The following is a 13,426-nucleotide window of genomic DNA, read 5'->3' as shown; positions in this document are numbered from 1 at the left end:
CGCGTAAACAACATGCTTGCCAACCAAGAAAAAGATCAATCCTCTTCCCAGCTAAGTCTGGCCATTGTGTTGGGCAGCGTTCTGTCCATCGGCATTCTGATTTGGCTGGTTTTGACGGTAAACTTACTCAATCGGGAAGTGAAAAACCTTTCTGAGCAATATCTCGATAATCATCCCTGGCACCTTGCACAGCTGCAAACGGAATTGGAAAGGTTGCGCCACGAACTGACGATGCTGAGCCTGAGCGATTCGGACACTCAGCAACAGGCCACCAGCGTGATGATTGAATTGGTCTGGAACCGACTTGATGTGCTACTGCAAGGCAAAATTCTGGACATCGCAAAAACCCGACAATTGAATGTGCTCGATTTTCTGAACGACATACTGGAAACCTTCGAACATTATGAATCCAAGCTGTATCAATTGTCACCGGAAGACACGGCAGAGCTGCTCAACAAAACCAACCGTTGGACGCAGGCCTATCGGGCACAGGTGGTGAAAATTTTTGGTTTGAGTTATTTCCGTTATGAGGAAATGAGTCAGAGTGTCATCGCGACCTATTTTCAGATCCGCCTGCAACTCATTTCCCTGGTCGGCGTCATTCTGGTGCTCGCCTTTTTATTAACCCTGAGTACCGTGCAGGGCAGGCGCATGATGCGACGGGCGCAAAAAGCAAGTCATGCGAAATCCGAATTTTTGGCCAACATGTCGCACGAACTGCGCACACCGCTGAATGGCATCATCGGAACCATCCAGATTATGCAGCAGGACCCCACCATCAAAAATGACTGGCTGGATACATTAAGTGCCAGCAGCGAGGCACTGCTGGCTCAGATCAACGACGTGCTCGACTTCAGCCGCATTGAAACCGGCGAAGTCCTTTTGGAGCATTCGGCCTTCGACCTGAATCTACTGATGCACCAGATCATCGCTGTTATGAAACCACTGGCAGATCAGAAAAAGATCTCACTGAATGTTAGCTTACCGCCACACTGGCAAGACGGCGCATGGGTGATGGGCGACAGTATTAAGATCCGCCAGATTTTGCTTAACCTGCTCAGTAACGCGGTTAAATTTACCCAACAGGGAAAGATCGACCTGATTGTAAGACAGCTGACCTCAACCGATATTCAGTGGCAGGTTAATGACACCGGCATCGGGATTGCCCACAACCGGCTGCAAGCCATCTTCCAGCCATTTCAACAGGCCGAAGACACAACAAGCCGCACGTTTGGCGGTACAGGTTTGGGGCTGACTATAAGCCAGCAATTAGCCGAGATGATGGGCGGGTCGATTGAAGTCAGCAGCGACGAAAATGAAGGCACGCGGTTCACGTTAAGCTTGCCATTGATGCCGCAGCGCAAGGAAACCACCGAAAAACGACCGGCCAGGAAGGTACCGACTGCCGATGATCATCAGGGCCGGGTTCTATTGGTCGAAGACAACAGTGTAAACCAAAAAATTGCCGGAGCGATGCTGGCCAAGCTCGGATTCCATGTCGTCACTGCTGACAATGGCAAGCAAGGCCTCGCGGCCTTTAAAAGCAATCATTTCAGCCTGATACTCATGGATATCCAAATGCCGGAAATGGATGGTTTTGAATGTGCTTTGAAAATACGCGAAATAGACCCGGACGTTCCGATTATTGCTTTGACGGCAAACTCCAGTGAGGACATCCGCAGCAAAGCGCTGGCCTCGGGCATGAACGATTTTGTCGGGAAACCGTTTCGCTTTGAACATCTGCGAGACCGAATTAAGGCTGCTCTTCGTTAGCAGTCACAAACCGGGGTTCTGGTGGAAACCAGCGATCCCGCTGGGCCATCAACTCCGCACAGGTATCGATCTCCTCATCGATAGGCACCAACCAGATTGGGCTTAGGCCTATGGGTTTGGCCTGCGCCGGATTGGATGCCTTGTTCAGAAAAAACCGCGATGCACCAATAACCAATTGTTCCGATTGATCGATGACATAGCCTCGGAGTGAGCCGTCCGGGTACCACCACATTAAGTTACTAAAGATTTCGCGGCGAATAATATACAGCTCTTCTTGCCAGCGTTCAGCAATGGTGAGGTCGACGGTCACCCCTGGTTTGCCATCCCCGTCAGCATCGATAATGTCCGGGTCGCCAGGGTCTTGTGTCAACGGTAACGCCGGGTTACCGGTTATACCCAACAGGGTCGGAGTTGCCGGGCGATAAATCTGCCAAAGCCCATCCTGCCAGGTGACTTCAACAGCCTGAGGCGGCGGCACAATCGCCTGGGTCGCCTGATCGTTAAAAAAACTGGTCACGGTGTCATAATTCAGCTGGTGTGTGGCACGGCAAAAGCGGTCCTGCTCCAGTAATTGGTCACCCTCGAGTCGAAAGTCGGTAAAGCCATAGGAAACGATAAAACTGCGCATCGGCTGGCGAGCGGTGGTGTCTTCGTAAGCCACGATATCGTAATGAGCATAGTGACCCACCAATGCTTGTTTGACTTGCCGTTCAGACCAATAGGACTGTGCGGTAGGCGCCGTGTTAGGTAATTCGTACAGGGGCGCGGCAGGCCATTTCATCGGCTGCGCACAACCGAGTAACATCAGGCTTAGCCCAAACACCACCACATTTTTCATCATCGCTCTCTGTCTGCACATGGACCACCGTTATACGCCATCTTACCGTGAATGGATGCCGTCATTGCAATCCATTGCGCGAGTAACTCGAAGGCAAGCCTTCCATTTTATTACCCTGCATGCTGATGGTGACGCTCTGAAGGCAAATCGACTTTGTTACATAGTGTTTGATACGCTCTAATGGCGTTAAATTTCTGCTAAAGTAGCCTCGTTCAGCTCTTTTCCTGTCCATCACATCATGGGTACGACTATGACTCCAGATTTTCGCTCACCGCAGTTCCTGAAAGATCACATGGACAGCATTCTGGCGTTTTATACCGAACGCGCCTTTGACCCAACGGGTGGCTACTACCAAAACTATCTCGATTCTGGCGAAACCTTTGCACCGGAACTCAAGCATTTGGTCAGCAGTTGCCGGATGGTGTTTAATTTCGCCACCGCCGAACACCTCTTCAAAGACCCAGAATACAGACATTTGTGGCAACACGGTTTGGCGTTCATCCGCGGCACGCACTGGCAAAATGAACGTCAGGGTTATGCCTGGACACTGAACAACAATGCCCCCGCGGATGAAACCAATCACTGCTATGGACTGGCGTTTGTTCTGCTCACCTACGCCACAGCCCTTCAAGCCGGCGATGAAAGTGCCCGCGCCGATATTTACCACACCTACGAATTACTAGAGAGACACTTCTGGCAGGCTGACGTTGGCTTATATGCGGATGAAGTGTCCGCCGACTGGCAAATTCTGACAGACTATCGAGGCCAAAACGCCAATATGCATACTTGCGAGGCCATGATACTGGCGTTTGAAGCGACACAAGACACACAATTCCTCGACCGCGCTTATGCCCTGGCGAAAAAAATTGCCGTTGATCAGGCGGACCGTGCCGACGGGTTGATCTGGGAGCACTTCCATAAAGATCTGACACTAGACTGGGATTACAACAAAGACGATCCGAAAAACTTGTATCGCCCCTGGGGTTTTCAGCCAGGGCATCAAACAGAATGGACGAAACTTTTGTTGATGCTGCACAAACACAGACCCGAAGCCTGGATGGTCGACCGCGCCAAGGCACTGTTCGATGCCGCTGTTAACCAAGCCTGGGATGACGAGCATGGTGGATTGTTTTACGGGTTCGCACCGGACGGGACCATCTGTGACGACGACAAGTATTTTTGGGTGCAGGCAGAAACCTTTGCCGCTGCAGCGTTATTGGCACTGGTGACCGAAGAGGAACAGTATTGGACATGGTACGACCGACTCTGGCACTACAGCTGGGCGCACTTTGTCGATCATCAACATGGCGCCTGGTTTCGTATTTTAAATGCCGACAACAGCAAGGTAACCGATCGTAAAAGCGAGGCCGGCGCGAAGTGCGACTACCACACCCTTGGCGCCTGTGCGCTGGTGTTGGAAGCACTGCTGAGCCAATAAGTATGGCAGTCGATTCGCAGTGGGCGGCCCGGGCACTGGTTTAATTCAGAAAGCTCGCGCCAAACACGGCGACAGCTATTAACCAAACCAATTTGGTCAGCCCCACCAACGCCGCCGCATTGATCACTGAACAACCGGAGAAGCGTAAGACCATCACCAAAAACAGCAAAATACCCAGTAACAACCCGATCACCGGAATCACCGACACCGTGGAAACAGAAATCACCAGAATACCGATGTCCCGCCAGGGCATTTGAATAACGCGTAAATGTGTAGCCAACCAAACGCTTAAGGCTGACAACAAAACATCCAGAGAAAAAGCAACAGCCGTAAAGCCCATCGGTTATGAACCCAGTCACATTAAACGAGTCATACCACCGTTTACCGCAAAAGGTTAACACCATGGAATGAAAGTAGAGTCGGCAGATTCTGCCAGACATTCACGGCCACGAAAACCCGACTCTGCAATGAATCAACCGAAGAGTCGTTTAAACAGCGACGGATGCGCCTGTTCGTGGGCTGCGACCAGCGCCCGAATCTGCTTTTCGCCCTGCTGCTCCAGCCCATCGTCACACCGCAAAACGACCACGTGGTAGCCTTCTGACTCAGCTTTCTGCATTAATTCTTCATTCAAATAGACGCCCTGAAGGACCACGTCACGATGGTGTGCAATTTCTTGATCCACATGATGCTGACACCACTTATTGGCTTCGTCTTGCCGGCTGGGATCGAAATGCAGATCGCCAAAATCATCCACAAAAAACAATTTAGGGGAAAAGTAATGATAACCGTGGGCGCGCAAGCGATTCGCGGCGGTTTCGCAGGAGTCTTCATGACTGCCGTTTATAACGACTAATTCCATCTTTAGTTCCATCCGTTATGAAAACCTGACAGCAGTTTGGCCCAGATTCGGCAAAAATCAATCCCGAAACAGGGTTAGAATGCACTCAGGACCGATGAGAATGTCCTCAATACAAACTCTTTCCTGTCAGTTCCTGGTAGGTAAGATACACACGGACATCGAATTCAACCTGGTGGTAATCTGGCAGCATATGGCAACACAGCTGGTAAAACGCTTTGTTGTGTTCCTTTTCTTTAACATGCGCCAGCTCGTGCACAACAATCATTTCCAGAAATTCCACCGGGGCCTGTTTGAACAGTGCGCTCACCCGAATTTCATTTTTGCTTTTCAGTTTCTGCCCCTGCACCCGGCTAACATAACTGTGGGTACCCAGGGCATTTTTGACCACATGCAGTTTCGGGTCATACACCACCTTGCTGATCGGCCCTGACTTGCGGATATACCGGTTCTTGAACGTCATCACTACGTCACGCAAGGCCTGATCCGTTTTAATCTGGTGCCCTTGTGGATACTTACCTAACAGGTATTGATCGAGGCGTTCTTCATGTATCAAAGTAGCTACCGACTGCTGCAAGTGCTCCGGGTAACGGGATAAATATTTCAGCGCATCCATCATGGCAATGACACCTTCCTAACAAGCAGATCGAACACCCGGCGAACCCTCAAACTGGTGTGCAACTCACGATGGCAGACCAACCACAGCGGCACCTTTGCTAAGGGGCCTAAGTGTTCAAACGCGCGCACCAAGTCGGCTTCGGCATCGCCTTTGCTCTCGGTAAACATGCCCACCCCGAGATGCGCCTTGACCAGATACCATTGCAACAGATAACTGTGACTGCTGGTCACGATATCGTCCACCGTGATCGGAATCCCTTTCTGACGCAACAAACTAAGATTCGACTCTGATCGTTCATACCCAACCAGAGACAGACCGGTGATGTCAGAAGCAGGCGTCACCGAAGGAAACCGCGATAGATACGCTGGAGTACCATACAACCAAACATTTTCTTCACGCAGTTTACGCACAATCAAATCTGGCTGTGACGGGCGAAAATTACGCAGTGCGATGTCGGCCTCGCGGCGTTTGAGATCACTGACCTCATTCGACACGACCACTTCAACCCGGATGCCCGGTTCGGTATGACGCAACTCCGCAATCACTTCGGGTAAGTAATGGATCGCATCAAACTCACTCGCGCTGACACACACCACCCCTTCTACTCGCTGCGACTGCCCAGAAGCACGCAGCGAAAGCTCACTGGCTGCATGGCCCATGTTGCGTACCAGATCGATTAATTCAAGACCAGACTCGGTCAGCACCAAGCCCTGCGGCACACGTTCAAACAGGGTGACACCCAGCTCCTGCTCCAGAGCGGTCACTTGCCGTCCCAGTGTCGGCTGAGTCATACCCAGAGCCCGGGCGGCGGCTGACAGCGACCCTTCTTCCGCTGTCACCAGAAATGCCCTGGCTCGGTTCCAATCAAAGCTTATGTTTTTCCATGACATACAAAAATGCATACCCATTAGGCAATTTAAGGCAATTTATATTTATTTTCTGCATAGGTAAAGTCAACACATCCTTCTAAAACGATGAAACGGAGCCCAACATGAACACACAAATCAACCCAAACTCTATTGCGCGACGCGCAGGCTGGCTGTATTTACTGCTCATCCCGCTCGGATTTTTTGGTCTGATGTATGTACCTGAGGTATTGCTGGTTGCTGATAATCCGCAGGCCACCTTTGCCAACATCCAGGCCAACGAGGTGGGGTTGCGTCTGAGTATCCTGGCCGCGTTCAGTATTCAGGTCATTCAGATTTTCATTGCCCTGGCGCTGTATGACCTGTTCAAACATGTCGACCGCACCTGGTCTCAAATTATCGTGATCTTTACCCTGGCAGCTATGCCAGTCGCCCTGTTGAACGAGTTGAGCCGCGTGGCCGTACTTTATTTTATCCACGACAGTGCACTCACTGCGCTCTTAACCACAGAACAACTGCAACAGGCGGTGCTCTTTTTATTGGACTTAAATGAAGACGGCATCATGATCGCGCACATTTTCTGGGGCGTTTGGTTATTGCCGATGGGTGTACTGATTTTGAAATCCGACTTCATCCCGAAAATTATTGGCTGGATGATGGTATTGGCCTTTTTTGGCTACATAGCCGACACCGTGGTTTGGTTGCTGATTCCGGGAGAAACCATCGATGTGGCTCTGTACACCTTTTATGGTGAAGTCATTCTGCCGCTTTGGCTGGTCATTAAAGGTGTCAAACAAAACAACTGGCAGTCCTGGGCAGCGAATTCGGCTGCGCATACAAGAGCTTTAAGCGCAGCCTAATAGACTACAGGTGACGCTGTCTCAAAACGAAAAAGCGCATCAGGTGATGCGCTTTCCGTTTTTGAATAAACAATAAAATCAATCAGGGAATCAAGTTAATTCGGGCACTGATGGCGTGATGTGGAGACCACTGAATTTTAGTCCCTGTTAACGTCCCACTAAACGAAAATAGGTAAACATAAGAAACCTCTGCGTCCGTATGACCATCCGAAATATAATAATCGCTAACGCTCACAGTGTTGTCCTGATTAGCGGCAAACTCACCAAAATCCCATGTTTTGAAGCCAACATATTCGTCTTGCGAATTATGGAAATAGGCGGTAACTGTCTTTGCATTTATATCGTTGGTATTAAATGTCAGATTAAATACGCCAGCTCCGATGCTGGCATTCGAACCAGAAGGTAAAGCAAGTGCTGGGAATCCTTCCGAGGTGTCTGTACCTGTATAAGATGCAGCATAGGCAAAGGTCTCAAACGTCGCCTCCGTTAAATCCGGCTTCACTGCTTTAACTGTTTTAGTTACGGCTAAATCTCCTTTGTCACGAGCATACACAATGAATGATGCTGGTCGTCTATTTTCATCATTTGTACCATACCAATAGGTATCGTCAATGTAATAGCCGGAATCTGCATCATAAAAATTAATGTGATCCGCCTCATTCGCGCTGGTTGTGTCTTTTAAAATACGTTCATCGCAGGATTCGCAATCCTTAATCGACAAATAAACAATATCGTCATTGCCATAACTGTCCGTTGCGTACACGTAATACCTAAAAAACAAATCAGCGCCGTTCCAGAAGTCGTCGTGTGCATGTCGATATCGAACCAACGCTTCGTTAACGACTGGCGCGGTGTTTTCTTCCGGTTCGTCCGATTCTTTGTTACAACCCGTGATAAAAAGAGTGCTTACAATAGCGAGGGAAAGTCCGCCATATTTGACGAAAGACATAGGGTGTTTCATGAGTGAATATCCTTACAGCTAAAAAGAGATATTATTGAAATACGAGCGGCAATCCTATGTGATTAATTCCTAACCGTAAACACTGAAAAACCGAGCCAGATCAAAAATCAATCTAATAAACCCGGTCTTTTTGTTTTTGCAGCTTGATTCAGTGATTAGCAAAAAGACGAGCCTTAGATAATGATTATCATTCACGATACCAGATCGATTGACGTACACTTCAGACCGATCATATTATGAACAACATAACCAAAGCGGCTGCGGCAGGCATGGCCTGAATGTATAAGATTTTCTTGCTAGCTGTCATCGCACCATAAACACCGGCTACCACAACGCAACTCAGGAAAAAGACTTTGACGTCAAACCCGGCGGCACCTTGCCACAGTCCCCAAAAAAGCCCGGCGGACAAAAAACCATTGTATAAACCCTGGTTTGCAGCGAGCACTTTTGTTTGCGCGGCACGCTCGGGTGAATTACCAAACGCTTTGAGCCCTGCGGGTTTCTCCCACAAAAACATCTCCAATATTAAAAAATACAGATGCAGCAAAGCCACCAGGGCAATCAGAGTGGACGAGATCAGCATTATTCACTTCCTTTATTTTTAGAGTTCAGTTGGCATTGTGCGATCAGCCACAAACGAACGTATGTAATCAGACACTTTCACACGCAATAAATCACGTAACAGCAAGACGGTTGGTGTCACCTGTTGCCGGGATGGGCAACATAAATTCAGTTCAAATACTGGCGAATGATAGTCAGGCAGCAGCCGAACGACCCGACCGGCTTGGATATCCTGAAGCATATCGAGCCGAGCTTTGTAGGCAATCCCCTTACCTGCAAGGGCCCACCGGTGAACAACATCCGCATCGTTGGTGCTGCGGTCACCGGTCACTTTAATCACGCCACGCTCAACACCCTGCGCAGAGGTTGAGCACACTTCCCATTCATCATACACACGATTATTCACCTGAAACATCAGGCAATTATGCTGTGACAGGTCGGCCAGGGATTTCGGTTCGCCATGCAAGCTTAAGTACTCTGGCGCAGCCACGAAAATACGGTCCGTCATGGCCAGATTAAAGCTGACCATGGAGGAATCCGGTAGCGGTCCGTAGCGGATGGCCAGGTCAAAGCGATCTTGATAAAAGTCTGCGATGGAATCCCCCAACATCAGGCTCACCGACAGATCCCGGTGTTGCGCCATGATGTCATCCAACCAGCCCACCAACAGATTACGGCCGATGTCCGAGGGCGCGGATATCCGCAATTCCCCGGCCACTTTGCCAGTCATTGCGTGAATCGCTGCCTGACCAGCATCCAGATTAGCCAGTGCTTTACGGCAGTAAAGCAGGAATCGCTCACCTTCTGCAGTCAACCGCAATTGCCGGGTCGAACGGATAAAAAGTGCAACACCCATCTGTTTTTCCAACCGTTTTAATCCGGCGCTGGCCGTCGCCGGTGTCAACGCCAACTGCTCTGCAGCCCGGGTGATGCTGCCACAATCCGCGGTGCGGACAAATAAGGTCAAATCAGCGATATTCATTATCAAAAATTCTTTGACTATGTTTCTATGATTACCTGGTTTATACCATGATATAAAGCGCCAATAATAGGCGCATTGTTGGTAGCAGCGGGCTACCGTTCATCTACGCTGATACTTTGACCCATTTACCGGAGATCCCACCCATGAAAGCCATTGGTTTTGCACGACCTCAACCCATCGACCAACCCGACGCGCTGGTCGACCTGGATATTGCCACGCCCGTTGCCAGCGGGCGTGATTTGTTAGTGCAGGTAAAGGCGATCTCGGTCAACCCAGTGGACACCAAGGTTCGCAAGAACAGTACGCACCCGTCGGGAGAACACCGAATTTTAGGCTGGGATGCGGTCGGAGAAGTCGTTGCGGTGGGCAACGACGTCGATTTGTTTAAGGTAGGCGACACCGTTTGGTACGCCGGTGATTTAACCCGCCCTGGTTCTAATGCGGAGTACCAACTTGTGGATGAACGCATTGTGGCGTTAAAGCCGACCACCTTAAGCAATGCCGAAGCTGCTGCGTTGCCGCTCACCGCGATCACTGCGTGGGAACTGCTGTTTGACCGATTGGGATTTGAACCAAACTTCTCAGGCAACCTTTTAACATCACCAACCCAAGGCAGTATATTGATTGTCGGGGCAGCCGGCGGTGTCGGGTCCATCCTAACCCAACTGGCGGTTACCCTAACCCAGGCGCAGGTAATTGGCACGGCGTCACGAACTGAAAGCCAGCAATGGGTTAAGAACTTGGGTGCCCACCTGGTCATCGACCACAATCAGCCGTTGCGGCCGCAACTTGAAGCCGCAGGCATCACTCACATCAGTCACATTATCAGCCTGACTCATACCGATCAGCACTTCACGGCATTGGCTGACCTGCTCGCTCCACAAGGCAAATTCGCGTTAATAGACGATCCGCAAACACCGTTGGACATCAAACTTCTGAAACAAAAATCTGCCTCACTGCATTGGGAATTCATGTTTACCCGTGCCATGTTCGGCACCGAAGACATTCAGAAACAGCACGAACTGTTAACCCATGTGGCACGGCTGATCGATGAGGGCAAGTTGCGCAGCACGCTTGGCGATCACTTCGGCACCATTAATGCCGCTAACCTGAAACGCGCCCATGCACAATTGGAGAGTAACGCCACGGTCGGCAAGATCGTATTGGAGGGATTCTGATCGTTTGAAGGTAAGGCGTGTTGAACGTTCTTCACACGCCTGTTTCACCCCAACACTCATCTTTTCTAATGCTTATTTTCCGGCATCGTCGGGTTGATCCGCGGCAAGAACTTTACCGATAACCGCACCGATACCGGCACCAAACGCTATACCAAGCGATATCCACAGACCCATATTGCCCGCCAGTTTTCCGATCACGGCACCGGCGACAACACCCAGACTGACACCAACGCCTATTAACGTTTCTTTTTTGTGAAAGGGTAATTCTGATTTTGCACGAGACATACCAAATTCCTTCTGTTAATGATGCGTGAAATCTACAAACCTTGTTCGTCGTGTTCCTCAATATTTGCCTTACAGCCAATACACTAAAAGTCAGTCTATCAACTGACCGTTTAACAACCTACAAACAAGCTCAGAAAAGACCCAGATCGGATTTATTTTTTAGCCGCCAACATCCGCATGGTTTTAAATTCCTTTTCCGCACTGGCAAACAGGGCTTCAGCTTCCATGGCAATTGTGCGGCCCCGCACGCTGGTGAGCTTGGCCTGCTCATCGTCCAAACACAAACACCGAACCACGCGTGACAGCGTCTCTATTAACGACTGCGCCGAGGCAACTAATTTTTTGTGGTTTGGCTTCTGCTTAAGAATGGCTTTCGCTTCGGCAAACATCACCAACACCTGCTTTTTGTCGATGTAGGTTTGCCAAGCGGCCCCCAGCAAGTTTTTATTCAACAGGTTAAACGCCTGCTGTTGAAAATGTTCGTCTAATTGTGGATCCATTATCGGGTCTCAATTCAGTAAGGAGCGCGCTCAACTTTCCGCACCCTTTTTATTTCAGTAAAAAGCCTTTGCTTTGCATAAAAGCCAGGATATGTGGCCGCGATTCTTTGGCGAGCTTGGCGGCCATTTGCTCCGTCCAGCTTTGTGATTTCTGGCCGCCTGTTCGCGTCTGATAATATTCACGGGTTAACTCATCGTAAGCTTGCAGCGTGGCGAGTGCTTCCGGGTCATCGTAACGTTCCTGGCGTAACACCGCTTTCACCGGCAGCCGTGGTTTGATATCCGGTTTTTCACTCGGGTAGCCAATGCACAATCCGAATAAGGGGACCACCAGATCGGGCAACCCCAATAAATCGGACACCTCCGCAATGTTGTTGCGCAAGGCACCAACATAACAGATGCCCAAGCCCATGGATTCTGCAGCGATAACCATGTTCTGCGCCAACAATGCGCTGTCCACAACGCTGGTAATGAACTGCTCGGCGTAGCCACTGAGCATATCAGCACCATTCATGTCGCAGGCCATTTTGTGCCGTTGCATGTCCGCACAGACCACCAAAAAGACCGGCGCTTCGGCAATGAATGTTTGATTCGCCGCAAGTGCGGCTAATTGGCTTCGCGCCTCGCCCTGAGCAACCTGAATAATCGAGTAAGCCTGGATGAAACTCGATGTTGCCGAAGCTTGGCCTGCCTGAACAATGGCTTCTACCGTTCCCTGAGAAACAGGTATTTTTTTGTATGCACGGATGGACCGATGGGCGTTCAGTAACCCAATTACGTCATTCATAATAATTCTCTAAAAACTCAACGATAACCTGGCAAGATTCTGCTTCGGCTGTGGTGAACGGTAAATTGGGACGGACTATGCCATTGCAACCAGGATAAGCAAAGCCCTGCACCGACCATTACGTCATTTTAGACCATTCAGACTCATGCATCTGTACTCAATTCAGAACAATCGAGACGACATGAATTTTTTTCTTGCAATGTCACCCGGTGGTGACTACATTGTGTCACCTACTGGTGACAAACGATAAGCGCATGGCAAGAAATCGACAGACCACTGAGCAACAACTCATCGCCGCGACCGGCCGAGTACTCGCGCAACAAGGCTTTGGCAAGCTCGGCGTAAACGCCATTGCCCGTGAAGCCCGGGTCGATAAAGTACTTATTTATCGCTACTTCGATGGACTTTCGGGCCTGATGCGAGCCTACGCCGAGCAGGGTGATTTTTGGCCAAGTGCTGACGAACTGTTAGCCGGTGTTGATCAGGTATCCGGGTTACAGCCCATCGCGCAACAGTTTACAACCGTTATGCACAACTATGTTCAGGCATTGCGAGTGCGTCCATTGACGTTGCAAATACTCAGTTGGGAAATGGTCGAGCGTAATGAGCTTACGGCCTATCTGGAAGAAGTCCGCGAACAGCAGGGTTTGGCGTTGACCGGTGCTCTGGCTGCCATCGCAGAACACCGACCAGAGGTTGATGTTGCAGCGCTTGCTTCACTCGTGTCTGCGGCCATTAATTACTTGGCGGCGCGCAGCCAGCACATTAAATATTTTAACGGTGTTGATATTACCGACGATGCGGGCTGGCAACGTTTGGAACGCACGATCGCACAACTGGCGGAAGCCTTGCTGCTATCACCCGATTCGGTTTAGGGCTGAAAACAGGCTTCACTGGAAGTCTTTTTTTTGGCGAACAA

At 50.1% G+C, this 13,426-nt stretch carries 16 protein-coding genes; 5 read left to right on the top strand and 11 right to left on the bottom strand.

Features of this window, described 5'->3' with window-relative positions; genetic code table 11:
- Nucleotides 1-12: 12 nt before the first annotated feature.
- Nucleotides 13-1,773, top strand: coding sequence for an ATP-binding protein (locus IYN85_RS00735; protein WP_196156950.1), 1,761 nt, complete (start codon nucleotides 13-15; stop codon nucleotides 1,771-1,773).
- On the opposite strand, the gene IYN85_RS00730 is transcribed toward IYN85_RS00735, so the two are convergent.
- The gene (locus IYN85_RS00730; RefSeq protein ID WP_196156949.1) at nucleotides 1,754-2,632 is read right to left on the bottom strand and encodes a hypothetical protein; all 879 of its coding nucleotides are present in this window, start codon (nucleotides 2,630-2,632) and stop codon (nucleotides 1,754-1,756) included. The two genes, IYN85_RS00735 and IYN85_RS00730, sit on opposite strands and share 20 nt — an antisense overlap.
- A 229-nt stretch (nucleotides 2,633-2,861) precedes the next feature.
- Here IYN85_RS00730 and IYN85_RS00725 point away from each other — a divergent pair, with 229 nt between their 5' ends.
- Nucleotides 2,862-4,049: an AGE family epimerase/isomerase gene (locus IYN85_RS00725; protein WP_196156948.1), complete on the top strand. Its 1,188-nt coding sequence runs from the start codon at nucleotides 2,862-2,864 to the stop codon at nucleotides 4,047-4,049.
- Between the two features lie 40 nt (nucleotides 4,050-4,089).
- Here IYN85_RS00725 and IYN85_RS00720 read toward each other — a convergent pair whose 3' ends face one another.
- The 4 genes from IYN85_RS00720 to IYN85_RS00705 form a co-directional block, all read right to left on the bottom strand.
- Nucleotides 4,090-4,389, bottom strand: a complete 300-nt coding sequence (locus IYN85_RS00720) for a hypothetical protein (protein WP_196156947.1) — start codon at nucleotides 4,387-4,389, stop codon at nucleotides 4,090-4,092.
- 132 nt (nucleotides 4,390-4,521) lie between these two features.
- Nucleotides 4,522-4,911 carry a hypothetical protein gene (locus tag IYN85_RS00715; RefSeq protein ID WP_196156946.1) on the bottom strand — a complete coding sequence of 130 codons (390 nt, stop codon included), beginning with the start codon at nucleotides 4,909-4,911 and terminating at the stop codon, nucleotides 4,522-4,524.
- A gap of 106 nt (nucleotides 4,912-5,017) precedes the next feature.
- Nucleotides 5,018-5,527: a M48 family metallopeptidase gene (locus IYN85_RS00710; RefSeq protein WP_196156945.1), complete on the bottom strand. Its 510-nt coding sequence runs from the start codon at nucleotides 5,525-5,527 to the stop codon at nucleotides 5,018-5,020.
- Nucleotides 5,524-6,417 (bottom strand): LysR family transcriptional regulator, encoded by an 894-nt coding sequence (locus IYN85_RS00705; RefSeq protein ID WP_196156944.1) that lies wholly within the window; start codon nucleotides 6,415-6,417, stop codon nucleotides 5,524-5,526. Before IYN85_RS00705 ends, IYN85_RS00710 begins: the two co-directional genes overlap by 4 nt.
- 101 nt (nucleotides 6,418-6,518) lie before the next feature.
- Here IYN85_RS00705 and IYN85_RS00700 point away from each other — a divergent pair, with 101 nt between their 5' ends.
- Nucleotides 6,519-7,253: a DUF4386 domain-containing protein gene (locus IYN85_RS00700; protein ID WP_196156943.1), complete on the top strand. Its 735-nt coding sequence runs from the start codon at nucleotides 6,519-6,521 to the stop codon at nucleotides 7,251-7,253.
- A gap of 82 nt (nucleotides 7,254-7,335) precedes the next feature.
- Here the strand turns inward: IYN85_RS00700 and IYN85_RS00695 are convergent, their stop codons facing one another.
- The 3 genes from IYN85_RS00695 to IYN85_RS00685 form a co-directional block, all read right to left on the bottom strand.
- Nucleotides 7,336-8,214, bottom strand: coding sequence for a hypothetical protein (locus IYN85_RS00695; RefSeq protein ID WP_196156942.1), 879 nt, complete (start codon nucleotides 8,212-8,214; stop codon nucleotides 7,336-7,338).
- A gap of 229 nt (nucleotides 8,215-8,443) precedes the next feature.
- Complete coding sequence (locus IYN85_RS00690; RefSeq protein WP_196156941.1) at nucleotides 8,444-8,797, bottom strand: DUF1304 domain-containing protein; 354 nt, start codon at nucleotides 8,795-8,797, stop codon at nucleotides 8,444-8,446.
- A gap of 18 nt (nucleotides 8,798-8,815) precedes the next feature.
- The gene (locus IYN85_RS00685; RefSeq protein ID WP_196156940.1) at nucleotides 8,816-9,757 is read right to left on the bottom strand and encodes a LysR family transcriptional regulator; all 942 of its coding nucleotides are present in this window, start codon (nucleotides 9,755-9,757) and stop codon (nucleotides 8,816-8,818) included.
- 143 nt (nucleotides 9,758-9,900) lie between these two features.
- Here IYN85_RS00685 and IYN85_RS00680 point away from each other — a divergent pair, with 143 nt between their 5' ends.
- The gene (locus IYN85_RS00680) at nucleotides 9,901-10,935 is read left to right on the top strand and encodes a zinc-binding alcohol dehydrogenase family protein (RefSeq protein ID WP_196156939.1); all 1,035 of its coding nucleotides are present in this window, start codon (nucleotides 9,901-9,903) and stop codon (nucleotides 10,933-10,935) included.
- Between the two features lie 72 nt (nucleotides 10,936-11,007).
- Here the strand turns inward: IYN85_RS00680 and IYN85_RS00675 are convergent, their stop codons facing one another.
- The 3 genes from IYN85_RS00675 to nfsA all read right to left on the bottom strand — a co-directional run bounded on the left by IYN85_RS00675 (nucleotide 11,008) and on the right by nfsA (nucleotide 12,507).
- Complete coding sequence (locus IYN85_RS00675) at nucleotides 11,008-11,220, bottom strand: hypothetical protein (protein WP_196156938.1); 213 nt, start codon at nucleotides 11,218-11,220, stop codon at nucleotides 11,008-11,010.
- A 152-nt stretch (nucleotides 11,221-11,372) separates the two neighbouring features.
- On the bottom strand, nucleotides 11,373-11,720 hold the full coding sequence (locus tag IYN85_RS00670) for a hypothetical protein (RefSeq protein WP_196156937.1): 348 nt from the start codon (nucleotides 11,718-11,720) through the stop codon (nucleotides 11,373-11,375).
- Between the two features lie 49 nt (nucleotides 11,721-11,769).
- Nucleotides 11,770-12,507, bottom strand: a complete 738-nt coding sequence (nfsA, locus tag IYN85_RS00665) for an oxygen-insensitive NADPH nitroreductase (RefSeq protein WP_196156936.1) — start codon at nucleotides 12,505-12,507, stop codon at nucleotides 11,770-11,772.
- 254 nt (nucleotides 12,508-12,761) lie between these two features.
- On the opposite strand from nfsA, the gene IYN85_RS00660 reads away from it, so the two are divergent.
- Nucleotides 12,762-13,382 (top strand): TetR/AcrR family transcriptional regulator, encoded by a 621-nt coding sequence (locus IYN85_RS00660; RefSeq protein WP_196156935.1) that lies wholly within the window; start codon nucleotides 12,762-12,764, stop codon nucleotides 13,380-13,382.
- Nucleotides 13,383-13,426 lie beyond the last annotated feature (44 nt).

This window comes from Reinekea sp. G2M2-21, from assembly GCF_015687175.1.
Classification (GTDB): domain Bacteria; phylum Pseudomonadota; class Gammaproteobacteria; order Pseudomonadales; family Natronospirillaceae; genus Reinekea.
Note: the sequence above shows the minus strand (reverse complement) of the source record. Positions and strands in the feature narration are given on the sequence as shown.

Coding starts and splice junctions, on each gene's coding strand:
- IYN85_RS00705 (WP_196156944.1), bottom strand. CDS start 6,417: ATGTCATGGAAAAACATAAGCTTTGATTGGAACCGAGCCAGGGCATTT.
- IYN85_RS00715 (WP_196156946.1), bottom strand. CDS start 4,911: ATGGAATTAGTCGTTATAAACGGCAGTCATGAAGACTCCTGCGAAACC.
- IYN85_RS00680 (WP_196156939.1), top strand. CDS start 9,901: ATGAAAGCCATTGGTTTTGCACGACCTCAACCCATCGACCAACCCGAC.
- IYN85_RS00690 (WP_196156941.1), bottom strand. CDS start 8,797: ATGCTGATCTCGTCCACTCTGATTGCCCTGGTGGCTTTGCTGCATCTG.
- IYN85_RS00710 (WP_196156945.1), bottom strand. CDS start 5,527: ATGATGGATGCGCTGAAATATTTATCCCGTTACCCGGAGCACTTGCAG.
- IYN85_RS00660 (WP_196156935.1), top strand. CDS start 12,762: ATGGCAAGAAATCGACAGACCACTGAGCAACAACTCATCGCCGCGACC.
- IYN85_RS00735 (WP_196156950.1), top strand. CDS start 13: ATGCTTGCCAACCAAGAAAAAGATCAATCCTCTTCCCAGCTAAGTCTG.
- nfsA (WP_196156936.1), bottom strand. CDS start 12,507: ATGAATGACGTAATTGGGTTACTGAACGCCCATCGGTCCATCCGTGCA.
- IYN85_RS00730 (WP_196156949.1), bottom strand. CDS start 2,632: ATGTGCAGACAGAGAGCGATGATGAAAAATGTGGTGGTGTTTGGGCTA.
- IYN85_RS00695 (WP_196156942.1), bottom strand. CDS start 8,214: ATGAAACACCCTATGTCTTTCGTCAAATATGGCGGACTTTCCCTCGCT.
- IYN85_RS00720 (WP_196156947.1), bottom strand. CDS start 4,389: ATGGGCTTTACGGCTGTTGCTTTTTCTCTGGATGTTTTGTTGTCAGCC.
- IYN85_RS00675 (WP_196156938.1), bottom strand. CDS start 11,220: ATGTCTCGTGCAAAATCAGAATTACCCTTTCACAAAAAAGAAACGTTA.
- IYN85_RS00685 (WP_196156940.1), bottom strand. CDS start 9,757: ATGAATATCGCTGATTTGACCTTATTTGTCCGCACCGCGGATTGTGGC.
- IYN85_RS00725 (WP_196156948.1), top strand. CDS start 2,862: ATGACTCCAGATTTTCGCTCACCGCAGTTCCTGAAAGATCACATGGAC.
- IYN85_RS00670 (WP_196156937.1), bottom strand. CDS start 11,720: ATGGATCCACAATTAGACGAACATTTTCAACAGCAGGCGTTTAACCTG.
- IYN85_RS00700 (WP_196156943.1), top strand. CDS start 6,519: ATGAACACACAAATCAACCCAAACTCTATTGCGCGACGCGCAGGCTGG.